Origin of the sequence: Georgenia sp. SYP-B2076 (genome assembly GCF_003991205.1) — a bacterium.
GTDB lineage: Bacteria > Actinomycetota > Actinomycetes > Actinomycetales > Actinomycetaceae > Georgenia.
In genome coordinates this window covers 110,788-134,834 of the sequence record NZ_RXOZ01000032.1, presented here as the reverse complement: position 1 = coordinate 134,834, position 24,047 = coordinate 110,788, and the positions used below count along the sequence as shown (strand labels likewise).

Genomic DNA, 24,047 nt, shown 5'->3' with positions numbered 1-24,047 from the left:
CCGGCTACTTCAGGCGCTTGCCCTCGGCGACCATGCCGACCATCCGGGCGATCCGCGTCTGGCGCGTGGCCGGGCGTCTGGCCTCCTCGACCCACGTGACGTACTCGCGCTGGTGGGAGTAGGACATCGCGCGGAAGGCAGCCAGGTGCCCGCCCTCCTCCAGCGCCGCCTGCACGTCCGCGGCGAGCCCCACCACCCGCTCGCTCGTGTCCAGGCGGATCCCCACCCGGACGGTGTCGCCGGGGCCCTTGCCGATCTGGGCCTGGATGTCCTGGCGCACGAGGATCAGGTGGGGGCCGCCGTAGGTGACGAGGGAGCCCTGGTAGGCGACGTCGTCGAACGTGGCGAGCACGGGGACGCGGCCCCGGACACCGAAGAGCTCGGCCACGTCGTGCGGGAACTCGACGAACGCGGAGGATCCCGTAGTGTCCGCCCGCACCATGACGGCGTCGAAGGCCACGGGCCCGGGGTCGCGGTAGGTGGGCATGGGAGCAGGGTAGTGACGCCCGGCGGCCGGTGCTGCGGCATGATGGCGCCATGGCCTCCGCCCACGTCCGCGCCGCCGCCGCCGCGTCGTGATCGTGCTCGCCGGGAGCTTCCTCTACTGCCTTGTCGCCTCCGTCGCCATCGTCCTTCCTGCCGAGGCGTACCTCCTCGGTGCGGCGCTGGCCTCGGACGTGTCGCCGATCTGGCTCGCCGCCGCGGGCGCCGGCGGCCAGGTGGCGGGCAAGATGCTGTTCTACCTCACGGGCCGCGGCGCGCTCGACATGGCCCGGTTGCGGGGCCGCGCCGCCGTGCGGGGGCGATGGCCCGCGCGCATGGCCGCCGTCGAGCGCTGGTGCGCGCGCAACACGTGGGGCCCGAGCGCCGTCACCGCGGTGAGCGCGTTCGCGGGGGTGCCGCCCTACGCCGTCGTCTCGGTGCTCGCCGGGACCGTCGGCATGCGGTGGTGGCTCTTCGCCGCAGTCTCCCTGCTCGGGCGGTTCCTGCGGTTCTGGCTCCTCGTCCTGGCCCCCGGGCTGCTGCCGGCGGGGCTGCTCGGCGCCTGGGCCTGAGCCACCGCGGCGATCCGGACGGCGGGCCGGACGCGGGCGTGTGAGCCATCTCGCATCGTTGATGGCTGCAACTGCTGGCAAGCCATGGCCTCCACCGGGCCCGGCCGGTACGTTTCGAGGCAGTCCCCGCCATCCGATCGGAGCCCCCCCGCCATGACCGAGATTCCCACCACCGAGATGTCCCCGCTGCCGAAGAAGGCGAAAGGCCCCCGTCACGTCGTCGTGATGGGAATCTCGGGGGGCGGCAAGACCACGCTCGCGATGATGCTGGCAGGCAAGCTCGGTTACGTCTTCGCCGAGGGGGACGAGTTCCACAGCCAGGCCAACCGCGACAAGATGCACGCGGGCACGCCGCTCGACGACGACGACCGCGCGCCCTGGCTGCAGTCGATCCAGGACTGGATGACGACGGAGGCGCGGGTGGGCCACTCGACCGTCGTGACGTGCTCCGCGCTGAAGAAGCGGTACCGCGACGTGCTGCGCGGCGCCGAAGGGACCACGATCTTCGTGCACATGGCGCCGCCGGTCGAGCTCACGGCCGAGCGCCTGAACGCACGCAAGGGCCACTACATGCCCGCCAGCCTCTTGGACTCCCAGGTCGCCACGCTGGAGGAGCTCGAGGACGACGAGGCCGGTTTCAAGGTCGTCTCCGCCGGCACGCCGACCGAGATCCTCGCCGAGGTGCTCCTGCAGCTCAAGGACCTGTGAGCGCACGTTCGCCGGGAGACGCCTCCGCGTGACACGACGGCCCCGGCACCCGTGAGGGTGCCGGGGCCGCTTCGCGTCCCAAGGTGACGATGCCCGGTCGGGCCGTGCCCGGTTGCGCCGGATCGGCCGGCGCGTCAGCCGGCGCGGTCAGCGCTGGGCGCGCAGGCGCCGCACGACGACGGCGGCGACCCCTCCCGCCGCCACGACGGCCACCGCGATCACGGCCCACGCGGGCAGCCCGCCGGTGGACGCCGGGGCCTCGTCACCGGAGGCGCTCGCCGTGGGCTCGGCGGTGCCCATCACGCTCGTCGGCGTCGGCGCCGGCGCGGGGGTGTTGGCGGGGGGCGCCGCCGCCGCCTCCGTCGTGCCCGCGACCGTGAAGCCGTACTCGCCCTCGATCCGGTGGCCGTCCGAGGAGACCACCGACCAGGTCACGTGGTACGCGCCGTCGCCGAGGGGCTCGGGCAGCGTCAGGGTGGCGGCCGGGCCGCTCACCACCGGGGAGCCCTCGGCGACCGTCTTCCCGGACGCGTTGGTGACCCTGATCACCTGCGTGCTGTCGAGCAGGTCGTTGTTGAAGGACAGCGAGATCTCGCCGGGCCGCTCGGCGAGCACGGCGTCCGCCGCCGGGGTCGACCCGGTCATGATGTCGTGGGCGTGCGCGGCGGGCGCCGCGACGGTGGCCAGCACTCCGAGGAGCGTCACCAGGGCGGCCAGCAGGGCGGTCAGGGACAGTGCGGTGCGCGGCGCGGGCAGGGTCGGGTTCACCTGGCCACTCTAGGCCGCGGCGGCGGGCTCGCCCGGGTGCGGCCGGCGGCGGCCCCCGGCACACGGGTGCGGCCGGCGGCGGCGGCCGCGTCAGCCCCGCGTCAGCCCCCGCGTCAGCTCACGCGCCGGGCCACCTGGTAGCCGTCGGCGTCGAGCACGACCTCGTACCGGGTGCCCGGGTGACGCTCCTGGCCCAGCGCCGCGGCGTCGGTGACGTCCCGGTCGGGCCACGTGCGGCGCCACGTGTCGAGGGCGACGAAGTCGGGCGCCGGGTTGCCGGTGTTGCCGACCCAGTACACCTGCGCGCGGGGGACGAGGTAGGCCATGAGGTAGATGTCCGTCTCGACGGTGGAGCCGGGGTCGACAGCCGCCAGGGCCGCCGCCGCGCCGTCGTGGCGCGCCGGGAGCTGGTACGTGTCCGGCGCGGCCAGCCGGGCCAGGGGCATGGTGGGCATCATGAGCGCCGTGGTCGCCAGCGAGACGGCGACGGCGGCGCCGCCCAGCCGGCCGGCCCCGCGCGGCGGCAGCGCCGCGGCCCGCGCGGCGCGGCGCGCCACGGCATCGACCAGTGCGGCCGCCGCCACCGGCATGAGGATCGCGGAGTAGTGCCAGGACCAGCCCCAGTAGAACTCCACGTTTCCGAGGAAGCGCCAGGCCAGCGTGGGGACCCACAACCACACCAGCGGGGAGCGGACCCCGACGACGCCGGCGGCCGCGACGAGCAGCAGCACGGTCACGTACTTCTCGCCGGGGACGAACGCGCCGAGGAGCACGTCGAGGACGCCGCGCTGCTCCTCGGAGCCCAGGCGCCCGTAGTAGTCCCACCGCTGCCGCACGTTCAGGGCGGGCAGGATCACCGTGATGGCCAGGACCGACCAGGCGACGCCCCAGGTGGCGAGGGCGGCGCCGAGGCGGGTGGGCCCGCCGGCCGCCGGTTCCGCCGTCGGGCGTGCGCGGCCTCGCCACACCATCACGAGGCCCAGGGCGGCCACCGTCAGGCCGAGGTCCTCCTTGACGAAGACGAGCGGCGCGGCCCAGAGCGCGCAGGGCCACCACCGGCCCCGGAGGAAGGCGGCGAGGGAGAAGGCCAGCAGCGGGACGGCGAGGGCGATCTCGTGGAACTGGGCCGCCAGCGCGCCCTGCAGCCCCCAGCTGAACCCGTACGCCACGCCGAGCGCGGTGCCCCGCCCGCGCCCGAGCCGTTCCCTGGCCACGGACGTGACCGGCGCTGCCGAGAGGGCGAGCAGCAGGGCCTGGACCACGAGCAGGGTGAGGCCCGAGGGGAAGAGGCGGTAAACCGGCCCGAGCACGACGAGCATCGGGTGGAAGTGGTCACCGAGAAGGTTGAAACCCTGGCCCTTGATCGTCACGATCGGCGCCTGGAGGTGGGCGTAGTCCTTCGCGAGCTGGGTGAAGATGCCGAGGTCCCAGGAGGGCACCTCCAGCAGGCGCCACTGCACGACGGCGAAGGTCACGTACGCCGCGGCGACCAGCGCCGCCACGAGCCAGGGCACCCACCGGTCGGCGCGCGTCCGGGCGCCCGACGTGCGGGCGGTGCGGGGGTCGCCGTCTCCCGTGCCGTGCCGTGTACGCATCAGAGCACGTGGCGTCGCTGGAGGATCCGGAAGGCCCACCAGCCCAGCGGCACGCAGCCCCAGAACGTCAGCAGGCGGAAGACGATGGACACGGACAGCGCGGTGGCGTACGGGATCCCCGCCACCGCCAGGCCACCGGTGAGCGCGACCTCCACCGGGCCGATGCCGCCGGGGGAGGGGATCAGGGCGCCGAGGGAGTTGGAGGCCAGGTAGGTGATGGCCAGGGAGGTCAGGGGCAGCTGGTGGCCGAAGGCGGCGAGCGAGGCGCCGAACGCGGCGACGTAGCCGACGGTGAGGATGAGGTTCCCGACCAGGCCCACGATGAGGCGCCGCGGGTTGGAGGCCACCCAGACGAGCCGGGGCCAGGCCTGGTGGAGCGTCGGACCGATCTTCTCCCACACCCACGCGCGCAACTGGGGGATGAGGAAGGTCGCGGCGAGGACGAGCACGACGGCGGTGACCACGCCGATCACGGAGCCCGACGGCGTGCTCAGCGTGCCGGCAGACCCCGTCACGAGCGCCACGGCGGCGAGCAGCAGCACGGTCGTGACGAACCGGGAGACCTGGACCAGGCCCACCGTCGCCGCGGCCATCGGCGTCGCGACGCCCTGCTTGGTCAGGAAGCGCAGGTCGACCGCGGCCGGGCCGATGCCGGCCGGCGCCACCAGGGCGATCACCGACGCGGCGACCTGCACCAGCGTGGTGCGCCACAGGCCGAGCCGTTCCGGGGTGAAGGCCAGCAGGCTCATCGCCGAGCCGACATACGTGGTCAGGCCCACGAGGAAGGCGAAGACCATCCACGCCACGTTCGCGCCCGCGACCGCCTGGGCCACCTCCTGGAAGTTCAGCGAGCCGAGGACCAGCCAGATGGCCACCACGGCCACCGTGAGGGTGATGACCGTGCGGGGGGAGAACCGGGCCAGCTGCACCGGGGCGACGTCGGCGGTGGGAATGAGGTCGACGAGCTCGGCACGCAGGGTGGAGAGGAGGTCGCGGTGGTCCTTCGCGGCGGCGCGCGTGCGGCCGGGCAGGGCCACGGGCTGCAGCAGCGGCGCGATGGAGGCCATCTGGTCGCGGGCAAGGACGCGGGCGGCGGAGGCGAGGGCCCGTTCCGTGCCCACGAGCAGCGCGAGCAGCGCGAGGACCTGCGCGAGGTCGATGCGGCGGGAGAGCTCGGTGGAGATGATCTCGCCGTTCTCCCAGTCGACGAGCCATACCTGCCGGCGCGGGTCGACCAGCACGGAGGCGGCGTGCAGGTCGCGGTGAGCGAGGCCGCGCGCATGGGCGGTGCGGACCTGCGACCAGACGTCGTCGAGGATGTCGTCGTCGAGCTCTCCCGCCTCGAACGAGTCCAGCCGCCGGGCGCCGGCGATGTGCTCGGCGACGATGAGGACGGAGTCCCTGGACTCGGTGACGCCCACCATCCGGGGAGCGCGCACCCCGGCGAAGCGGGTGGCCAGCGCCATCAGCGCGGCCCGGTTCGCGGCCTCGCGCAGGGTGGTCGCGGGCCGGCGGTCCAGGCCGCGCACGCGCAGGTTGTCCCACAGGCTCGAGAGGAACCCGACCACGTGCCGGTCGCCGTCGAGGACCGTGACGTCGTGGCGCCTCCCGTCCGCGTCCCACACGGCGTAGATCCGGTGCGCGCCCTCGCGGTCGAGGTTCCCGACGGCGGACGACGCGGCCTCCCGGAGCACCTGGCCCGGGTCGGTGAGCGGGTCCGGCGCGATCGTGTCCCCGGTGGCCGACCCCTCGCGGTCCACCGCCGTGAGGAGGTCCGCCGGCGACGGGCGGCGGTCCGCGGAGCCGGCGGCGTAGGCGGCGTGCGTCTCCGCCGTCGACTCGTCCTCGCGCGCGTGGGCCTCCGCGGCCGCCGCCGAGGCGGCGGGCTCCCGCAGCCGTTCGGTGTAGCCGATCGGGGCGGAGGTGGTCACCGTCCAGGACTGCGCCCGTGTGCCGGCGAGCAGCGGGTCCATCCGCACCACGCGGACCGGGTCGAGCCCGGCGCGCCGCAGCCCCCGGACGAGCGAGATGCCGATCGCGCGCTCGTGGAGCACCCCCGAGGCGTAGCGCATCCCGAGACCGGCAATCCGGCCGAGGAGCACGGTGACGACGGCGCCGGGAAGGGTCTGGTCGCCCTGGATGACGCTGAGCCCGAGCACGATCCACAGCAGGTTCCACGACCAGCCCAGCATGCGGTTGCTCGAGCGGTCGCCCACGGCGGTCAGCAGCCCGGCCAGTGCCGCGACGTAGGGGTTCATCGCGATGACGGACCGGCCCTCGATCGTGATGGTCAGGCCGTTGGTCAGGGGGTCGGGGGCGAGGGACTCGAGCAGCCAGAGCGCGCCGGCCGCGAGCAGGCCCGCGATGGTGGCCGTCACCGCGGCCTCGAGGGCCGAGCGCCAGTTGCGGCGCACGAGCCGGTCCACGAGCACGACGAGCGGCACGATGAACGTCGCGAGGCCGCCCAGCACGGTCACCGGCAGGAGCAGCACCTGGCGCAGCACCGTGGCGGCGGCGGACTGCACGTCGGACGTCACGGCGCGGGTGGTGGCGCTGGCGTAGACCGCCAGCAGCAGGACGACGATGATGCCGACGGCGCAGGCCACCAGCTGGAGCAGGTCGCTGGGGCGGCGCACGCGGGTCTGCGGGGCGTCGACCAGGAGGACGTCGCGGCGCGGGTTCTCCGGGGGCGGCGCGACGGCGGCGGAGGGCGCGCGGCCGCCCCCACCTGCACGCTCGCTCATGGCTGGGAGTCTACGGGCCCCGTCGTCCCCACCTGTCGTCACGTCCTGCACGTCCCGCGCGACCTCACGCGAGACCGAGCGAGGCCAGCACGCCGGCCGGGAGCACCGTGTACCCGACGAAGGCCACGACGTCGATGAGGGTGTGCGCGATGACGAGCGGCGTCGTCCGGCGTCGGCGGCGGTAGTAGGCGGCGAAGATGACGCCCATGACGGCGTTGCCGACGAACGGGCCGATGCCCTGGTAGAGGTGGTACGCGCCGCGCACGAGGGCGCTGGCCCCGACGACGGCGCCCGGTCGCCAGCCCATCTGCTCGAGCCGCTCGACGAGGTAGCCTGCGACGACGACCTCCTCGAGCAGGGCGTTCTGCAGCGCGGCCAGGATGAGGACCGGCACGGTCCACCAGTGCTGGTTCAGCGTGGCGGCCTGCACCTCGACGGTGAGGCCCAGCGCGCGTCCCAGCAGGTACAGGCCCAGGCCGGGCACGCCGATGAGGGCGGCGAGCCCCACGCCGGCGCCGAGGTTGCGCCAGGGGCGGCGCAGGTCGAGCCCGATGCGGGCGGTGGCGCGCCGGCCCGGCTCCGAGAGGAGGAACAGCGCGAGTGCCACCGGCACGAGGGCGAAGCCGATGCCGAGGAGCTGGTAGGTCAGGTCGAGGTAGGGGCGGGCGGAGCGGGAGGGGTTCAGCGCCGCGGTCTGCTCGCCCAGCGGCGTCCCGGCGGTCAGGCGCGCGACGATGGTGACGACGGCGTAGACCGCCGACTGGCCGAGCGAGAGCCCGAGGACGATGAGGACCTCGGTGCGCAGCCGGACGCGCAGCAGCGGCGTCCGCGGGGACCGGTCCGCGGCGCGGGCGTCCGCCCGCGCGGGGGCGTCGTCGACCGCGGGGGCGTCGTCGGCCGAGGGGCCTGGCGTCGGGGGGAGTGCGGCGTCCGCCGAGGGGCCGGGCGTCTCGTCACTCCGGGCGGGGACGAGCCCCGAGGTGGCGGGACGGGGGGATGGCACGTTCACGGAGCCAGTGTCTACTACGGCCCGCTGGGCGCAGGCTGAAACCCGCGCGGGTGCGGCACCATGAAGGGATGACCTCCACCATCGACGCCGTCGTGTTCGACATGGACGGCGTGCTCACCGACACCGAGACCATCTGGGACGACGTCCGCCGCGGGCTCGCCGCCGAGGACGGCGCGCCCTGGCCCGACGGTGCCTCGGAAGCGATGCTGGGCATGAGCACCCCCGAGTGGTCCGAGTACATGGCCTCGACGATCGGGGTGCGCGGCGACGCCGCGGACGTGGCCCGGCGGACCATCGACGCCCAGGCGGCGCGCTACCGCGAGCACCTGCCCACCCTCCCGGGCGCGGTGGCGGCCGTCCGACGCCTCGCCGCCCGGTGGCCGCTGGGGCTCGCCTCGTCCTCGCCCCGCCGGCTCATCGATGCCACCCTCGACGCGCTGGGCATCGCCGACTGCTTCCAGGCCACGGTCTCGACCGAGGAGGTCGCCGCGGGCAAGCCGGCCCCGGACGGGTACGCGCGCGTCTGCGAGCTCCTCGGGGTGGCCCCGGAACGCGCGGTCGCGATCGAGGACTCCAGCAACGGCCTCCGCTCGGCGGCCGCCGCCGGCATGAGGGTGATCGCTGTCCCGCACGAGGCCTTCCCGCCTGCCGCGGACGCGCTCGCGCTGGCCAGCGCGCAGGTGCACGATCTCGACGACGTCACGGTGGAGCTGGTGGTGGGGCTCGCCGCCGGGCCGTGACAAGGGCCCAGGTGTCGAGTAGCACCGGGTGCCCGGGTGCCCGGGCGGCGGCGGGCGGGCGCCGCCGCCCGGGGTGGCGCGCTCAGGCGGCGCTGTGGACGGCGGTGACGTCGTAGCCCGCCTCGCCCAGGGCGGAACGCAGGGCCTCCTCGTCGAGGACCGCGTCCGAGAAGACGGTGACCGGAGAGATCTCGCCGCTGTGCAGGTCGATGGAGACCCGGGTGACGTTGGGGAGCGCCATGAGCTCCTCGGTCACCTGCTTGACGCAGTGACCGCACGTGATGCCGTCGACGTCGATGACGGTGGTGCGGCCGGTGCTGCCCAGCTCTGCGGTGCGGTCGATCTCTGCGGTGCTCATGGTGCTCCTAGCAAGGTGGTGATGTGGGGAAGACGGACGAACGGCAGATCGTTCACGAACGCACGAGCCTCGCGATCGCCTCGGCGGCCTCCGCGACCTTTGCCTGGCCCTCCTCCTCGGAGGAGCGCGCGGCATCGACCACGCAATGGCCGAGGTGGTCTTCGACCAGCCCGATGCCCACTGCCTGGAGCGCCTTGGTGACGGCGGAGATCTGGGTGAGGACGTCGATGCAGTAGGTGTCCTCGTCGACCATGCGCGCGATCCCGCGCACCTGGCCCTCGATGCGGCGCAAGCGCTTCGCATACTCGTCCTTGGTGCCGCTGTAGCCAGCCACCCGCGCCCCCTCCCGTTCGGCTCGGCCCATGCGGGCCGGTGCCCTCGAAGTTTACCCGTGGGGGGTATGCCCAACCGTCAGGAAGTTCGCCCCCAGCAAGATGTAAGCAAGGTCACGGCAATAGGGGAATACCGTCCGATTTGGCGGCGCTGCGTGCTCAGGCCTCGCCGCCCGCGCGGGTCTCCTCGGCGAGCTTGGCCGTGAGCCAGTCCGGCACGTGCTCGTCGTCCCTGGGGTAGCGGCGCAGGTCCTCGGAGAACTGGCCGGGCTCGAGCGGCGTCGACCACGTCGGCTCGTTCTTCGAGTCGATGTTGAGCGTGATCTTGCCGTCGGGCATCAGCGTCACGAGGGCGGTGAACCACGTGCCCTTGCCGGGCTCGTACTGCGCGTGGCGCATCTCGGCCATGGCGTTGCCGACGTCGCCCGGCAGCGCGGGGAGCACGGCCTCGGTGCCGTCGGGCTGGGTGACGCCGGCCAGGATCTCCCCGCGCGTGCCCACCATGCGGCAGAGCACCCGCGCGCGGGTCCATCCGGCCGGGGCGACCTGGGCCAGCCCCTGGGCCACGCGCTGGAGGGTCGCCGAGTGCCGGGCCAGCGGGTGGTCCGCGGGGGCGCCGGCCGCGGCTCCGGCACCGCTGCGGGCTAGCTGCTCCTCCCGGGCCCACGCCTTGGGGATGCGCTGGGCGTAGACGACGTCGGTGAGCGCGGACAGCGGCACGGTGGTCTCGTAGACCCCGGCGTCGACCTTGTCCATGTGGAGACGCTCCGCGAGGTCGGCGTCGTGCGCCAGCGAGCTGATCCGGCAGAACTGCTCCCCGTCCGCGCCCGGGCCCTGGTCGACGATTCGCACCGGCATGCCGTGCCAGCGGGCGCCGACGTGGATCTCGAACAGCTCGTCGACGTCCGCGGCGCGCACCTGCTTCGCCCAGGTCCCCGCCGTCGTCTTCGTGAAGCCGTGCTCCTGGGCCGCGTCCGACATGGCCACGAGGGTCACGACGCTGGGGGCGCCGTCGTCGTCGGTCTTGACGTCCGCCGCGAAGGTGCCCAGCGGCAGCTTCGCGACGTGGCCGACGTACTTCGAGGGTGCGAGCGCGTGGAAGGAGTCGCCGTCCAGGTGGTTCTGCCACCCGAAGGCGACCCCGTGGTAGGTGCCGACGAGCTCGGGCTCCGGCGCGCCTGGCGTGAAGCGCCACAGCCGTGAGCCCGGCGTCAGTCGGGTGTGCTCGAGCCACGAGAGCGGGGCGACGACGTCGCCCGTGGAGGCGAACCCGGTGCCGGTGAACGGCGGGTGCTCCAGGAACGGGCCGCCGGTGGCCAGCCGGCCCGGCGCGTCGGTGCCGCCCGTCGCGCTCACGAGCACCGCCGTCGGCGACTGCGGCACGTGCAGGACGTCGATCGGCCGGTCCGGCGCGAAGGGGGTGCTCGGGAAGCCGAGGCCGTGCAGCTCGAAGAGGCCCTCGGTCGTGGCGACCTGCGCCACCTCGGCGGCCGGGAGCACGTATCCGGCCACGCGGTCGAGGCCACGCTCGAGGTACGCGGCGGACATCTGCGGGGTGACGGCCTTCTGCAGGATCGTGGTCATCGGGCGCGCCTGGTGTCGGTGGTCACCCGTCGACTCTAGGCGGTGCGGGTGGCACCCGGCACGGCCGGCCGCCGCGCGGCCCCGGTCGGCGGCGCCGCTACCTTGAGGCCATGCGCCTCGGGGTCCTCGACATCGGTTCCAACACCGTGCACCTGCTCATGGTCGACGCCGAGCGGGACGCGCGGCCGGCGCCCGCCGTCGACAGGAGCAGCACCATGCGGCTGATGCGCTACCTCGAGGACGACGGCCGGATCAGTGACGCCGGCGTGGCGGCGCTCAGCTCCGCCGTCGGCCGAGCCAGTGCCGCCGCGGCGCGCTTCGGGCCGGACGAGATGATCGGCATCGCGACCTCCGCGATCCGGGAGGCCACCAACGGCCCGGCGGTCCTCGACCGCCTGGAGCAGGTGGCCGGCGTGCCGCTGCAGGTCCTGACGGGCCGTCAGGAGGCCGAGCTGACCTTCCTCGCGGCCCGGCGCTGGCACGGGTGGGCCGCCGGGCGCCTGCTGGTGCTCGACATCGGCGGCGGTTCCCTCGAGATCGCGACCGGGATCGACGAGCGTCCCGACTACGCCGCCTCGGTGCCGCTGGGCGCCGGGCGCCTCACCCGCGAGTTCCTGCGCTCGGACCCGCCGACCGAGCCGGAGATCGACGAGCTCAGGGCCTACGTCAGGGCCGCGCTGGCGCCGGTCGCGAAGGAGCTCGCCGCGCTGCCGGCACCCGACCGGGTCGTCGGCACGTCCAAGACCTTCCGCTCGCTCGCGCGCCTGGCGGGCCAGCGGGTCGCCGTCGTGGGCCCGGAGGAGCGCCGCCGCATGCAGCTGGCCGACCTGCAGGACTGGACGCCGCGGCTGGCCAAGATCCCCGCCGAGCAGCGCATGGAGCTGCCCGGCATCACGCCCGAGCGGACCTACCAGATCGTGGCGGGCGCCATGGTCGCGCAGCGGGCCATGAAGGCGCTGGGCGTCGACGAGCTGGAGATCTGCCCCTGGGCCCTGCGGGAGGGCGTGCTGCTGCGCCGCCTGGACCGGCTCGGCGACTGACGGTCGCGTGGCTGGTCAGGCGGCGTCGTCGGTCGGGCCGGCGTCGGGCGCCCTCTTGGTCACGCGCGTGGCGCGGACCCGTGAGACGACGAACCACGCGAGCGCGAGGACGACGGCGACGATGACGACCTTGGTGAAGATGCCGACGTAGTTCTCGACCACGTGCCACTGCTCCCCGAGCCAGTAGCCGGCCAGGATCAGCACGGTGTTCCAGACCAGGGAGCCGCTCAGCGTCAGGAGGGTGAACAGCGGCAGGCGCATGCGCGTGATGCCGGCGGGGATGGAGATGAGGCTGCGGAAGATCGGGATCATCCGGCCGAGGAAGACCGTGCCCTTGCCGTGCTTGAGGAACCAGGCCTCGGTGCGGTCGACGTCCTCGAGCTTGACGAGCGGCAGCCAGTTCATGATCGCGCGGGTGCGGTCGCGGCCCAGCAGGGCGCCGATGCCGTAGAGCACCCAGGCGCCGACGACGGAGCCGGCGGTGCACCAGATGATCACCTCGAGCAGGCCGAGGCTGCCGCGGGAGGCGGTGAAGCCGGCGAGGGGGAGGATCACCTCGCTGGGCAGCGGCGGGAAGAGGTTCTCCAGCGCGATGAGGAGGGCGGCGCCGAGGCCACCGAGGGTCTCCATCACGCTGACGGCCCAGCCTGCCACGCCGGTGAGCGGGGCGGTCGAGCCGGTCTGGGTCGCGGCAAGCAGCAGGTTCACCGCCCGAACCTTACGGGGGTCGGCTGACAATGGCCTGAGAGGGCGCTGTGGCGCTCCGCACCGGAGAGGGCGCGCGCAACGGTGCGGACGCCGCGTGGCCCGCCGCGCGGCACGATGGGCCCGTACGTCGTCACGCCGACCGGAGCAGGAGCACACATGGCGCGAGTGCCGGCCGCCGAGCTCGAGATCGGCGAGGCGCTGGTCCGTCGGCTGCTCGCCGACCAGCAGCCCGACCTGGCCGGGCTGCCTCTGCGGCCGCATACGAACGGCTGGGACAACGCGATCCTGCGCCTCGGCCCGGACCTGGTGGTCCGCCTGCCCCGGCGCGCGGCGGCGGCGCAGCTGATCGTCAACGAGCAACGGTGGTTGCCGGAGCTCGCGGGACGGCTCCCCGTTCAGGTGCCGGTGCCGCTGCGCGCCGGCGTCCCGACCGGCTACTACCCCTGGGCGTGGTCCGTGAGCCCCTGGGTGCCGGGCACGCCCGCCGCGGAGGTGCCCGCCCGGGAGCGAGGCGGGGCCGCCGAGACGCTGGCGGCGTTCGTCGCGGCGCTGCACCGGCCCGCGCCGACGGACGCCCCCGCCAACCCCGTGCGGGGCGTGGCGCTGGTCCTTCGGCACGGGGCGGTGCGGGAGCGGCTGGCGGGCGGGAGCGTCCCGCAGGCCACCCGCGTCGCCGGGCTGTGGGACGAGCTCAGCGCGGAGCCGGCGTGGCATGGGCCGCCCCTGTGGCTCCACGGGGACCTGCACCCCGCCAACATGGTCCTGCGCGACGGCGCGCTCGCGGCCGTGATCGACTTCGGCGACCTCACGGCGGGCGACCCGGCGACCGACCTCGCCACGGCGTGGCTCACCTTCGACGGCCAGGGCCGGCGCCGCTTCATGGCACGCCTGGACGAGCTGGGCGGTTACGACGCCGCGACCTGGCGCCGCGCCCGGGGCTGGGCCCTCGTCCTGGCGACGGCGCTGCTCGCCCACGCCGACGACGCACCCGTGCTCGGCGCCGTCGGGCACGAGGCCCTGGGCGAGGTGCTCGCGGGCTGACGGGCGCGGCGCCGCGGCCGCCCGCGCGCCCGGCGTCGGGGGCAGCGGGTTGCGGGTTGCGGTCGCCGCGCGGCGGCCGTCAGTCGTCGAGGTGGCCCACGAGCTGCGCGGCCAGGCCCGTGTACGTGCCCGGCTCGAGGACCCGCAGCCGATCCTCGACGTCGCCGGGCAGACCGAGGCCCGCGATGAAGGCGCGCATCCCGGCACCGTCGACGCGCCGCCCCCGGGTGAGCTCCTTGAGCCGCTCGTACGGGTCCTCCATGCCGGTCGCGCCGGCGATGGACGCGGCCCGCATGGCTTGCTGCACCGCCTCGCCGAGCACCTCCCAGTTGCCGTCGAGGTCGCGGGCCAGGGCGTCGCCGTCGACGTCGAGGCCCGCCAGGCCGCGGCGGATGTTGTCGATGGCGAGGAGCGAGTGGCCGAAGGCGACGCCGATGTTGCGCTGGGTGCTGGAGTCGGTCAGGTCGCGCTGCAGGCGCGACGTGACGAGGGTGGCGGCGAGGGTGTCGAGCAGGGCGCAGGAGATCTCGAGGTTCGCCTCGGCGTTCTCGAAGCGGATGGGGTTGACCTTGTGAGGCATCGTCGAGGAGCCGGTCGAGCCCTGCGCGGAGAGCCGCTGGTGGAAGTAGCCCAGCGAGATGTACGTCCAGGCGTCGGTGGCGAGGTTGTGCAGCACGCGGTTGAACCGGGCGACGTCCGCGTAGAGCTCCGCCTGCCAGTCGTGCGACTCGATCTGGGTCGTCAGCGGGTTCCAGGTCAGGCCGAGGTGCTCGACGAAGGTGCGTGAGACGTCCTCCCAGTCCGTCCCCGGCACGGAGATCACGTGGGCGCCGTAGGTGCCCGTGGCGCCGTTGAGCTTGCCGAGGTACTCGGCGGCGCCGACGCGCCGCAGCTGGCGGCGCAGCCGGTGGGCGAGGACGGCCAGCTCCTTGCCCAGCGTTGTGGGCGTGGCGGGCTGGCCGTGCGTGCGGGCGAGCATCGCGGCGCCGGCGTGCTCCTTGGCCAGCGCCGCGACGTCGTCGACCATCTCGGCCGCGGCGGGCAGCCAGACGTCCTCGACGGCGGAGCGCACGGTCAGGGCGTAGGAGAGGTTGTTGACGTCCTCGCTCGTGCAGAAGATGTGGACGATCTCGTGGACCTGCGGCAGCACGGTGCCCTCGCCGACGGTCGCCGGGGCGGCGTCGAGGCGCCGCTTGAGGAAGTACTCCACGGCCTTGACGTCGTGCCGGGTCTCCCGCTCGATCTCGGCCAGCTCGGCGATCTCCGCGTCGCCGAAGGTGGCGACGACGTCGCGGAGGTAGCCCTTGTCCGCGTCGGTGAGCGTGGGCGCACCGGGGAGCGCGCCGGTCTCGGTCAGGTGGATGAGCCACTCGACCTCCACCTGCAGGCGCGCGCGGTTCAGCGCCGCCTCGGAGAGGTGGTTCGTCAGGGGCGCGACCACCGTGCGGTACCGGCCGTCGAGGGGGCCCAGGGCGATGGGCGGGGTCAGGGTGGACAGGTCGACGCGCTCAGTCATGGCGGTCATCATTCCAGGCGTATGGGGGCCGGTGTCGGGGCGTCCGCGGCGAGCGCCCGCGGCGCGATACGGTGCGGGCGGCGGCCGGGAGGGGCATGCTCGTGCCGTCGCCCGCACCGAGGGAGCCGCAGATGTCCGAGTCCGAGCTGATCGTCGTCCGGCACGGCCAGACCGAGTGGAGCGAGAGCGGCCAGCACACCGGCACCACCGACATCCCGCTCACCGAGGTCGGCGAGGCCCAGGCCCGTCACCTGCTCGACGAGCTGGGCGACCGCACGTTCGCGGCGGTGCTCGTCAGCCCGCGGCAGCGCGCCCGGCGCACCGCCGAGCTGGCCGGGCTGGAGGACCTGGAGGTGCTCGAGGACTTGGTGGAGTGGGACTACGGCACCCTCGAGGGCCGCACCACCGCGGAGTACCTGGCCACCCGCGAGGCGGCCGGGCTCGGCCCGTGGAACCTGTGGGACGACGGCGCGCCCGGCGGGGAGGACGCCGCATCGGTGGGCGTCCGGGTCGACCGGGTCCTCCGCCGCGCCCGCGCGGCGCTCCGCGACGGCGACGTGCTGATCGTCGCCCACAGCCACCTGCTGCGCGTGCTCGCGGCGCGGTGGCTCGGCCTGCCGGCGCGGAACGGCTCCGGCTTCCTCCTCGACGCCGCGCACCGCAGCGTGCTGACGACCGCCCGCGGCTTCCCGGCGGTGCGGTACTGGAACATCCCGCCCACCGCCCCGGAGCCCGGCCGGGAGTAGCCCCCCCGCGCGGGCGCCGAGCGGTCAAGTACTAGCGCCTGCCCGGCGGTCGCATCCTCGCCGCGACGCCTCACTGTCAGTACTTGACCTCTCGGCGCTGAGGGGAGGGGTTGTTCCCGTGTCCCGGGCGGCGCTACCTTGTGACGCATGATACCGGGCGGGGAGAGCATTCTCTCGAACCTGCGTCGTGGAGCGCTCGAGTACTGCGTCCTCGCCCTCCTCCGCGGCGGGCGGCGGTACGGCCTCGACATCGCCCGCACCCTCACCCGGGACGGCGTCCTCATGAGCGGCGAGGGCACGCTCTACCCCCTGCTCGCGCGCCTGCGCAGGGCCGGCCTCGTCGAGACGAGCTGGCAGGACTCCACCACGGGGCCGCCCCGGCGCTACTACTCCCTCACCAGCGACGGCGAGCGGGCGCTCGACGCCTTCGCCCGCACCTGGCAGCCCTTCCGGGATGCGGTTGACGCGGCCCTCGAGCAGAGAGCAGATCTGACATGACCGACCCTTCGCCCGGCGATCCCGCCGCCGCCTACCTCGACGACGTCGCCCGGATGCTCGCCGATCTCAACCCCCTCGACCGGGCCGAGGTCCTCGCGGGGCTGCGCGAGCACATCGACGCCGCGCTCGCGGACGGCCCCCAGCCGCCGACGGCCGAGCGCGTCGACGCGGTCCTGGCCGAGCTGGGACCACCCGACCGCGTGGCGGCGGAGGCTCTGGCCGACCGGTCCCCGACATGGACTGGCGCCCCGGACTCGCCCGCCGCGCCGTCGCACCAGTCCGTCCCGGGTCCGCACGTCCTGCCGGCGCTCGCCCAGGCGTGGGTGCCGGTGCTCGTCGGCGTCTTGCTGACGCTTGGCACCCTGGTGGTGCTCGGCATCGGACTGCCCGTGCTCGTGCGCGCCGGGGTCGCGTCCACCAGCGCCACGGAGGCAGGCGGCGGCCAGAACGTGCTGCTGCCGACGGCCTACGACTTCGTGTGGTCGGTTGTGATCATGTTGGCCCTGGCACTGCCCGGATGGGTCGTCACGTCCGCCCTCCTGCTCCTCTCGCCGCTGTGGGGGAGCCGCCAGAAGACGGTAGGGGTCGCACTGCTTCCCGGCGCGGCGCTCGCGGTCGCGGTGGTCGTCGTGCTCGCCGCCGTCGTCTCCGGACCTGTCGGGCTCCTGTTGGGCGGCGCGGGGATGGTGGGCGTCGTCGTGGCGGCGGTGACCGTCCTGGCCCGGCTCTGGAGGGACGGGGCGACCCGGGCGCGGGCGCTCCGACCGCCCGCCCCGCCCGGCATGCCCGGCGCATGGGCGGGCCCGGGGGTGGGTCAGTGGTGACGCCGCAGGGGCCGGACGACGTGACGACCTTCCTGGACGACCTCGGCCGCATGCTGGCGCCCGCCGACCCGGTGCTGCGGGCCGAGGTCCTGGCCGGGGTGCGCGAGCATGTCGAGTCCGCGCTCGGGCCACGCCCGTGGGCACCGGGCGACGTCACGCGCGTGCTGCTCGAGCTCGGGCCCCCCGAGGAGGTCGCCGCCGCGCTGCTCGAGGAGCGGGGCGGCGCACGCCCGGCCCGCATGCCACTCCTGGCGCGGTCATGGCTGCCGGCGCTCGCGGTCCTGCTGGTGGCGCTGGGGCTCCTCGTCGCGCTCCCGGTGGTGGCGCCCCTGGCCCTGGCCGTCGGCGCGTCCGGCGTGTCGGCCTCGATGTCGGTCCTGGCCGTGTTCGTCGTCGTCGTCCTGCCCTGCTGGCTCGCCGGCGCGGTCGTCGTGACCGCGGCCCCCCTGTGGAGCCGGTCGGAGAAGGTCGCGGTCTGGGCCCTGCTCCCCGGCGCCGCGGCCCTCCTGGCGCTGACCGGGCGCACCGCGTCGCTCGCCGACTCCTGCGCGGGGGCGGTCGGCTCCTGCCGCGGCCCCGTGGCGGGCGTTGCGGCCGCGGCGACCGTGCCCGCCTTCGTCCTCGTGGTGGCGGTGACGGTCGTCGTGCTCGTCCGGGTGGCCCGGGCAGGCGGCCGGCGCGCTCGCGCCGCGGACCGGGCCGGGCTCTCCACCACGGCCGAGGTGGCGGCCCTGGTGGAAGAGGAGCCCGTGGCCGCGTACCGACAGTGGTGGCTGCCCGTGGTCGTAGGGGTGGGTCTGGGCGCGGCGCTCATGACCGTCGCCGCGTTCCCGGCGCTCGGCCGGGCGCGGACCTTCGAGGGGAGCATCGACAGTGCCGAGGGTTACCTCCTGTGGAGCGGGACACGCGAGCGCCTCCTCACGGCCGCCGCCTGGGCGGTGCCCCCATGGCTGGCCGCCACCGCGCTCCTGGTCCGTTCGCCCCTGTGGCGCCGGGGCGCCACGCTCCTGGGCGCGCTCGTCGCGCCCGCAGCGTTGGCCGCCGGCCTCACGCTGCTCGGGCCCCGGGTCATGACGCCCGCGCACGTGGACCTTCTCGTCCCGGCCAGCGGCGTGCTCGCCGTTATCGGCGCGGCGGCGCTGGCCGTGGTCTGGGGCGCCGGCGCGCGGGCCGTGCCCGTCGCCACGGCCGCGCGCCCCGGGGCTGCTCCCCGTGGCCCCGCATCGTCTCCAGCGGGGGTCCGTTGAGACGCGGCTATCCCTGCCGGGCCACATGCGCCACAATTCAGAGGAAATATGTCCAGATAGTCGAAGGGGAGCGCTGTGAGCACACCGTCCAACGAGGACCCGTACGGGAAGCCCCACCAGGAGCCCGTGCCGACACCGGAGCGTGCGGCGGTCCCTCAGTACGGCGAGCAGTCCTACGGCCTGCCGGCCTACGGCGAGCAGTCCTCGGACGGAAGCTACGGCCAGGCGGCGCCTGAACCGGCCGGGGCGGCCTCGTACGGCCAGCAGCCCTACGGCCAGGCCAGCTACGGCCAGCCAGGGGCGGGCGAGGCGCCGTACGGCCAGCAGCCCTACGGGCAGGCACCGTACGGCCAGCAGCCCTATGGCCAGCCCGCGTACGGCCAGCCGGGCCAGTTCCCGAGCGCTGGCGCCGCGCCGATGCCCCGGGGCCCGGAGCTGGCGCACTGGGGCCTGCGCGTCGGAGCATCGGTGATCGACAGCCTCGTCGTCGGGTTCGTGCCGTGGATCCTCTTCGGCATCGCCTCCGCCACCGCGCAGCCGGCGGTCGACGTCTTCGGGAACGTCACGTCCGAGCCGAACGCGGCCGGGGCCGTCGTCATGCTCCTCGGCTGGCTGCTCTACATCGGCACGTGGGTCTGGAACCGGCTGATCCGCCAGGGCCGCACCGGCCAGTCGGTGGGCAAGTCGGTCTTGAAGATCTGGCTCGTGCGCGAGCGCGACCAGCAGCCGATCGGCGCCGGGCTGGCCCTGGGCCGCGACATCGCGCACGTCCTCGACTCGATCCTCATGCTCGGCTACCTCTGGCCGCTGTGGGACCCGAAGAAGCAGACCTTCGCCGACAAGATCGCCGGCAGCGTCGTCGTCAGGCCCTGAGCGGCGCCCCGCCAGGAGTGATCCGGGCGGGTCAGCGACGCGAAAGGGGGCGGCCCGCCGGGCCGCCCCCTCCTTGTCGGCCCGGCCCGGGGCCGCCCACCCTCGTTGCGCCGCCCGGAGACATGCCCCCGCCGGCCGTCTCAGGCCGGCTTGGCCGCCGCGGCCGCCCGGGCCGCCGCCGGCAGCGCCTCGAGGATGCGGCTGACGGCCGCGTCGTCGTGCGCGGCGGAGACGAACCAGGCCTCGAACACCGACGGCGGCAGCGCGACCCCGCCGCCCTGCATGGCGTGGAAGAACGCCGGGTGGCGGAACGTCTCCTGGGCCTGCGCGTCCGCGTAGCTGCGCACGCCGCCCCGGGCGGCCGCCTCGCCGAACATGACCGAGAACAGGTTCCCGGCGTGCTGGACGCGGTGCGCCACGCCCGCGGCGTCCAGCGCCTCGCCGACGGCGTCGCCGAGCACCCGGGCGACCTCGTCGACGTGGGCGTAGACGGCGTCGTCAGCCAGGCGCAGCGTGGCCAGCCCCGCCGCGGTGGCCAGCGGGTTCCCCGAGAGCGTGCCGGCCTGGTACACCGGCCCGGTCGGGGCGAGCAGGTCCATGAGCTCGGCGCGCCCGCCGAGCGCCGCCAGCGGCATGCCGCCGCCGAGGACCTTGCCGAAGGTGAACAGGTCCGGCGTGTAGGGCTCGGTCCCGGTGGCCGTCGCCCCGTCCGCGGAGGCGGCGCCGTCGAGCCCCCACCACCCGGCCGGGCCCACGCGGAAGCCGGTGAGCACCTCGTCGAGGACGAGCAGCGCGCCGTGCTCGGCGGTCAGGCGCCGCAGGGCGGCGTTGAAGCCGGGCTCCGGCGGCACGACGCCCATGTTCGCCGGCGCGGCCTCGGTGATGACGGCGGCGATGTCACCGCCCCGCTCGGCGAAGACGGCACCCAGGGCGGTGAGGTCGTTGTAGGGGACGACGAGCGTCTCCGCGGCGCTCGCCGCCGTGACGCCGGCCGATCCGGGCAGCGCGAAGGTGGCGACGCCGGAGCCCGCCTCGGCGAGCAGGGCGTCCACGTGCCCGTGGTAGCAGCCGGCGAACTTCACGATGAGGTCGCGGCCGGTGGCGCCGCGCGCCAGGCGTACCGCGGTCATGGTGGCCTCGGTGCCGGTAGACACGAGGCGGACCTTCTGCGCGGCGGGCACGCGGGCGCGCAGCGCCTCGGCCAGCTCGATCTCCGCGACGGTCGGCGCCCCGAAGGACAGCCCGCGGGAGGCGGCGTCCTGCACGGCGGCGACCACCTCGGGGTGCGCGTGGCCCAGCAGCGCCGGGCCCCAGGACATCACGAGGTCGACGTACTCGCGGCCCGCGGCGTCGGTGACGTACGGGCCCCGGGCCGAGGCGATGAACCGCGGGTCCCCGCCCACCGAGCCGTACGCACGCACCGGCGAGCTCACCCCGCCCGGGATGACGGCGCGGGCGCGCTCGAACAGCTCTTGCATGGGGTCGGGGGTGGTCATGGGTGCTCCTTGTCGGGTGCGGAATCGGGGCGGGCGCTCGGGCGCGGAGGGCGCTCAAGGACCGTGGGTGCAGAGAACCGGCGCTTCGTCAGTACCTGCGGCACAGCGAGCGGTGGGCGCCCGGCCGCCACCCGCGGCGCCGGCACGCGCCCGAGGGGGCCAGGCGCCGGCCCGTCCGGTGGCACTGCAGGGCGCGCGTCAGCGGAGCCATCCCGCCAGCTCGGTGGCCCAGTAGGTCAGCACGAAGTCGGCGCCGGCGCGCTGGATGCCCACCACCGACTCCTCGATCGCGCGGCGCCGGTCGATCCACCCGTTCGCGGCGGCGGCCTCGATCATCGCGTACTCGCCGGAGACCTGGTACGCCGCGACGGGCACGGGGGAGACGGCGGCGACGTCGGCGAGCACGTCGAGGTAGCTCATCGCCGGCTTCACCATGACGACGTCCGCGCCCTCGGCCAGGTCCAGGGTCGCCTCGCGCAGACCCTCCCGGCGGTTGGCGGGGTCCATCTGGTAGGTCTTGCGGTCGCCCCTCAGCTGGGAGTCGACCGCCTCCCGGAACGGCCCGTAGAACGCCGAGGCGTACTTCGCCGAGTAGGCGAGCACCGCGGTGTCGGTGTACCCGTCTGCCTCGAGGACCTCGCGGACGGCGGCGACCTGGCCGTCCATCATGCCGCTGAGGCCGAGCATGTGCGCCCCGGTGGCGGCCTGCGCGAGCGCCATCTCCTGGTAGCGCACGAGGGTGGCGTCGTTGTCGACGCGACCGGAGGCGTCCAGCACCCCGCAGTGGCCGTGGTCGGTGAACTCATCCAGGCACAGGTCGGACATGACGACGACGGCGTCGCCGACCTCCTCCACGAGGGCCCGCAGCCCGGCGTTGAGCACGCCGTCGGGCTCCGTGGCGGCGGTGCCGGTGGCGTCGCGGGTGGTGGGCACGCCGAAGAGCATGACCCCGCCGACGCCCGCCTCGGCCGCCTCGGCCGCGGCGCGGCGCAGGGAGTCCATCGAGTGCTGCACGACGCCGGGCATCGAGCCCAGCGCCACGGGCTCCCGGGCGCCCTCGAGGACGAACATGGGGAGCACCAGGTCGGCGGGGTGGGTGCGGTGCTCGGCGACGAGGCGGCGCACGGCCGCCGTGGTGCGCAGGCGGCGCGGGCGCTCGGCGGGCGCGGGGCGGGCGCCCCGTGCTGCGGCGGTCCGGGCGGGGGAGGTGGTGGTCACGGGTGAAGGCTCCGATCAGGGGACGGTCGAGGTGCCCAGGGCGCTCGTGGCGGCGGCCACGAGCCCGGCGGGCGTCTGCTGTGCGGCGACGGCGTGGACCGGCAGGCCGGCCTCGTGGGCGGCGCGCTCGGTGGAGGTGCCGATGGCGCACACGCGCACTTGCGGCGGCGGCACGCCGTAGAGCGTGGTCAGGGCCCGGGCGGTGCTGCCCGAGGTGAGCAGGATCGCGTCGATGCGCCCGGCGACGAGGTCGTCGGCCACCTCCGCGTCCGCCCCGGGCGCGGCCTGGGTGCGGTAGGCGACGACGTCGTCCACCAGCCAGCCGCGCTCACGCAGCCCCGTGGCCAGCGTCGCGGCGGCGATCTCGGAGCGGGGGAGGAGGACGAGGCTGGGACCCTGCGCCGGCGGCCAGGTCTCGACGAGCGCGGCGGCCGAGGAGACCGGGCCGTGGGGGGTGAGGTCGACGCGGACGCCCTGGCGCTCCAGGGCCCGGGCGGTGGCGGGGCCGACGGCGGCCACGCGGGCGGCGCCGACCAGGGCGGCCAGCGTGGTGCCCAGGTGCTCCGCCCGGCCGGCCAGCACGTCGACGGTCGTCGCGCTGGTCACGGCGAGCCAGGAGTGGGCGCCCTCGGACAGCGCCAGCAGGGCCCCGTCGAGCTCGGTCGTGGGGTCGACGACGCTCGCGCGCACGAGCTCGACGCCGACGGCCTCGCCGCCGGCGGCGCGGACGGCCGCGGCGATCGTGTCATCCGGGTCGGCGCGGGGCACGAGCAGGCGGCGCCCGCGCAGGTCGGGCGCGCTCATGCCGGGGCGCCGGCGCCCCGGTGCGCGCCGTCGCGCCCGCCCGCGGCGCCGTCCGCCCGGGCGGACGCGGGGGCGTTCGCGGCGAGGGGGAGCCCGGCGATCTCGGCGGCGCCGTCGGCGATCAGGTCCACGGCGGCGGACTCGCCCAGCTGCTGGGCCAGCGTCAGCGTCACGTCCTGGGCCATGGAGGTGCCCCGCGCCTCGGCCGAGGAGTCCTCCGGGTGCCCGGGCAGGCCGGCGGTCCAGCTGCGCGTGAGGCGTCGCTTCCCGGCCGGGTCGAAGGCCCCGCCGCTCAGCTCCAGGCGCGTCGGCGCGTCGGCGGTGCCGGGCACCACGCGCGCGTAGGCGCCCACCGGCGCGGCGCAGCCGGCCTCGAGGGTGCGCAGCAGCGCCCGCTCGGCGACGACGGACAGGCGGGTGGGTACGTGGTCGATGGCGCGCATGATCTCGCCGAGCGGGCCGCCGTCCAGGTCCTCGGTGCGGCATTCCACGGCGAGGGCGCCCTGTCCGGGGGCGGGCAGCATGACCTCGGGGCCGAGCGTGTCGGTGACGTGCCCGAGCAGGCCCAGGCGCGCGAGGCCGGCGCGGGCCAGGACGACGGCGTCGAGGTCTCCGCGCGCGACCCGGCCCAGGCGGGTGCCCACGTTGCCGCGGATGTCGACGATCTCTAGGTCCGGGCGCGCGACGCGGAGCTGGGCGGCCCGCCGCGGGGAGCCGGTGCCGACCCGCGCGCCGGCGGGAAGGGTGGCCAGCGTCCAGCCCTCGAGCGCGCACAGCGCGTCGCGCGGGTCGGCGCGCCCGGGGGTCGCGCCGATGCTCAGGCCGTCCGTGGGCGCCGTGGGCAGGTCCTTGAGGGAGTGCACGGCGACGTCGCAGGCGCCCTCCAGCAGCGCGTGACGCAGCGCCGCGGCGAAGACGCCGGTGCCGCCGAGGCTGGAGAGGGACGCCTTGGACCGGTCGCCCTCGGTGCGGATGCGGACCAGCTCGACCTCGCGCCCGGAGGCCGCGGCCAGCGCCTCGGCGACGGTGGTGGTCTGTGTCAGAGCCAGGTCGCTGCCACGGGTGCCGATGCGCAGGGGTGGGGTTGACGGGCTCATCCGAACAGTTTGCGCACGCCCCGCAGAAAAGTCCACGCGGCCCTTT

The 24,047-nt window shown here is 75.2% G+C and carries 24 protein-coding genes; 10 read left to right on the top strand and 14 right to left on the bottom strand.

Features of this window, described 5'->3' with window-relative positions; all coding sequences use genetic code 11:
- Positions 1-4 precede the first annotated feature (4 nt).
- Entirely contained in the window at positions 5-487 is a 483-nt protein-coding gene (locus EJK16_RS13360; RefSeq protein WP_127130104.1) for a YdeI/OmpD-associated family protein, read from the bottom strand.
- A gap of 94 nt (positions 488-581) precedes the next feature.
- Between EJK16_RS13360 and EJK16_RS13355 the strand changes: the two genes are divergently transcribed.
- The gene (locus EJK16_RS13355) at positions 582-1,055 is read left to right on the top strand and encodes a VTT domain-containing protein (protein WP_205739757.1); all 474 of its coding nucleotides are present in this window, start codon (positions 582-584) and stop codon (positions 1,053-1,055) included.
- Positions 1,056-1,208: 153 nt separating this feature from the next.
- Positions 1,209-1,763 (top strand): gluconokinase, encoded by a 555-nt coding sequence (locus tag EJK16_RS13350; RefSeq protein ID WP_240646053.1) that lies wholly within the window; start codon positions 1,209-1,211, stop codon positions 1,761-1,763.
- A gap of 147 nt (positions 1,764-1,910) precedes the next feature.
- On the opposite strand, the gene EJK16_RS13345 is transcribed toward EJK16_RS13350, so the two are convergent.
- From EJK16_RS13345 to EJK16_RS13330, 4 genes are all read right to left on the bottom strand, one after another.
- Complete coding sequence (locus tag EJK16_RS13345; RefSeq protein WP_127130100.1) at positions 1,911-2,531, bottom strand: copper resistance CopC family protein; 621 nt, start codon at positions 2,529-2,531, stop codon at positions 1,911-1,913.
- Positions 2,532-2,644: 113 nt separating this feature from the next.
- Positions 2,645-4,126: a DUF2079 domain-containing protein gene (locus EJK16_RS13340; RefSeq protein WP_205739756.1), complete on the bottom strand. Its 1,482-nt coding sequence runs from the start codon at positions 4,124-4,126 to the stop codon at positions 2,645-2,647.
- Positions 4,126-6,870 carry a lysylphosphatidylglycerol synthase transmembrane domain-containing protein gene (locus EJK16_RS13335; protein ID WP_127130098.1) on the bottom strand — a complete coding sequence of 915 codons (2,745 nt, stop codon included), beginning with the start codon at positions 6,868-6,870 and terminating at the stop codon, positions 4,126-4,128. The genes EJK16_RS13340 and EJK16_RS13335 overlap by 1 nt, the downstream gene beginning before the upstream one ends.
- 64 nt (positions 6,871-6,934) lie before the next feature.
- Positions 6,935-7,690: a CPBP family intramembrane glutamic endopeptidase gene (locus tag EJK16_RS13330; protein WP_240646071.1), complete on the bottom strand. Its 756-nt coding sequence runs from the start codon at positions 7,688-7,690 to the stop codon at positions 6,935-6,937.
- A gap of 257 nt (positions 7,691-7,947) precedes the next feature.
- Here EJK16_RS13330 and EJK16_RS13325 point away from each other — a divergent pair, with 257 nt between their 5' ends.
- Positions 7,948-8,619, top strand: coding sequence for an HAD family phosphatase (locus EJK16_RS13325; RefSeq protein ID WP_127130096.1), 672 nt, complete (start codon positions 7,948-7,950; stop codon positions 8,617-8,619).
- An 82-nt stretch (positions 8,620-8,701) separates the two neighbouring features.
- Here the strand turns inward: EJK16_RS13325 and EJK16_RS13320 are convergent, their stop codons facing one another.
- The 3 genes from EJK16_RS13320 to EJK16_RS13310 all read right to left on the bottom strand — a co-directional run bounded on the left by EJK16_RS13320 (position 8,702) and on the right by EJK16_RS13310 (position 10,893).
- Positions 8,702-8,977 (bottom strand): heavy-metal-associated domain-containing protein, encoded by a 276-nt coding sequence (locus EJK16_RS13320; protein WP_127130094.1) that lies wholly within the window; start codon positions 8,975-8,977, stop codon positions 8,702-8,704.
- Positions 8,978-9,029: 52 nt separating this feature from the next.
- A complete protein-coding gene (locus EJK16_RS13315) occupies positions 9,030-9,311 on the bottom strand; it encodes a metal-sensitive transcriptional regulator (protein ID WP_127130092.1) in 282 nt (93 codons plus the stop codon).
- A gap of 157 nt (positions 9,312-9,468) precedes the next feature.
- The gene (locus tag EJK16_RS13310) at positions 9,469-10,893 is read right to left on the bottom strand and encodes a hypothetical protein (RefSeq protein WP_127130090.1); all 1,425 of its coding nucleotides are present in this window, start codon (positions 10,891-10,893) and stop codon (positions 9,469-9,471) included.
- 110 nt (positions 10,894-11,003) lie between these two features.
- Here EJK16_RS13310 and EJK16_RS13305 point away from each other — a divergent pair, with 110 nt between their 5' ends.
- Positions 11,004-11,933 (top strand): Ppx/GppA family phosphatase, encoded by a 930-nt coding sequence (locus EJK16_RS13305; protein ID WP_127130088.1) that lies wholly within the window; start codon positions 11,004-11,006, stop codon positions 11,931-11,933.
- 15 nt (positions 11,934-11,948) lie between these two features.
- Here EJK16_RS13305 and EJK16_RS13300 read toward each other — a convergent pair whose 3' ends face one another.
- Positions 11,949-12,641: a DedA family protein gene (locus tag EJK16_RS13300; RefSeq protein ID WP_240646051.1), complete on the bottom strand. Its 693-nt coding sequence runs from the start codon at positions 12,639-12,641 to the stop codon at positions 11,949-11,951.
- 156 nt (positions 12,642-12,797) lie between these two features.
- Between EJK16_RS13300 and EJK16_RS13295 the strand changes: the two genes are divergently transcribed.
- Positions 12,798-13,682 (top strand): aminoglycoside phosphotransferase family protein, encoded by an 885-nt coding sequence (locus EJK16_RS13295; protein ID WP_127130086.1) that lies wholly within the window; start codon positions 12,798-12,800, stop codon positions 13,680-13,682.
- Between the two features lie 79 nt (positions 13,683-13,761).
- On the opposite strand, the gene purB is transcribed toward EJK16_RS13295, so the two are convergent.
- Positions 13,762-15,207 (bottom strand): adenylosuccinate lyase, encoded by a 1,446-nt coding sequence (purB, locus tag EJK16_RS13290; protein ID WP_205739755.1) that lies wholly within the window; start codon positions 15,205-15,207, stop codon positions 13,762-13,764.
- 122 nt (positions 15,208-15,329) lie between these two features.
- On the opposite strand from purB, the gene EJK16_RS13285 reads away from it, so the two are divergent.
- The 5 genes from EJK16_RS13285 to EJK16_RS13265 all read left to right on the top strand — a co-directional run bounded on the left by EJK16_RS13285 (position 15,330) and on the right by EJK16_RS13265 (position 19,386).
- The gene (locus EJK16_RS13285) at positions 15,330-15,944 is read left to right on the top strand and encodes a histidine phosphatase family protein (protein WP_127130082.1); all 615 of its coding nucleotides are present in this window, start codon (positions 15,330-15,332) and stop codon (positions 15,942-15,944) included.
- A gap of 147 nt (positions 15,945-16,091) precedes the next feature.
- Positions 16,092-16,442, top strand: coding sequence for a PadR family transcriptional regulator (locus EJK16_RS13280; protein ID WP_127130080.1), 351 nt, complete (start codon positions 16,092-16,094; stop codon positions 16,440-16,442).
- Positions 16,439-17,266 (top strand): hypothetical protein, encoded by an 828-nt coding sequence (locus EJK16_RS13275; RefSeq protein ID WP_127130078.1) that lies wholly within the window; start codon positions 16,439-16,441, stop codon positions 17,264-17,266. Before EJK16_RS13280 ends, EJK16_RS13275 begins: the two co-directional genes overlap by 4 nt.
- The gene (locus EJK16_RS13270) at positions 17,260-18,513 is read left to right on the top strand and encodes a hypothetical protein (RefSeq protein ID WP_127130076.1); all 1,254 of its coding nucleotides are present in this window, start codon (positions 17,260-17,262) and stop codon (positions 18,511-18,513) included. The genes EJK16_RS13275 and EJK16_RS13270 overlap by 7 nt, the downstream gene beginning before the upstream one ends.
- 75 nt (positions 18,514-18,588) lie before the next feature.
- Complete coding sequence (locus EJK16_RS13265; protein WP_205739753.1) at positions 18,589-19,386, top strand: RDD family protein; 798 nt, start codon at positions 18,589-18,591, stop codon at positions 19,384-19,386.
- 140 nt (positions 19,387-19,526) lie between these two features.
- Here the strand turns inward: EJK16_RS13265 and hemL are convergent, their stop codons facing one another.
- The 4 genes from hemL to hemC form a co-directional block, all read right to left on the bottom strand.
- Entirely contained in the window at positions 19,527-20,882 is a 1,356-nt protein-coding gene (hemL, locus tag EJK16_RS13260) for a glutamate-1-semialdehyde 2,1-aminomutase (protein ID WP_127130074.1), read from the bottom strand.
- Between the two features lie 198 nt (positions 20,883-21,080).
- On the bottom strand, positions 21,081-22,100 hold the full coding sequence (gene hemB, locus EJK16_RS13255; RefSeq protein ID WP_127130072.1) for a porphobilinogen synthase: 1,020 nt from the start codon (positions 22,098-22,100) through the stop codon (positions 21,081-21,083).
- A 15-nt stretch (positions 22,101-22,115) separates the two neighbouring features.
- Entirely contained in the window at positions 22,116-22,904 is a 789-nt protein-coding gene (locus EJK16_RS13250) for a uroporphyrinogen-III synthase (RefSeq protein WP_127130070.1), read from the bottom strand.
- Positions 22,901-24,001, bottom strand: a complete 1,101-nt coding sequence (hemC, locus tag EJK16_RS13245; protein ID WP_127130068.1) for a hydroxymethylbilane synthase — start codon at positions 23,999-24,001, stop codon at positions 22,901-22,903. The genes EJK16_RS13250 and hemC overlap by 4 nt, the downstream gene beginning before the upstream one ends.
- Positions 24,002-24,047 lie beyond the last annotated feature (46 nt).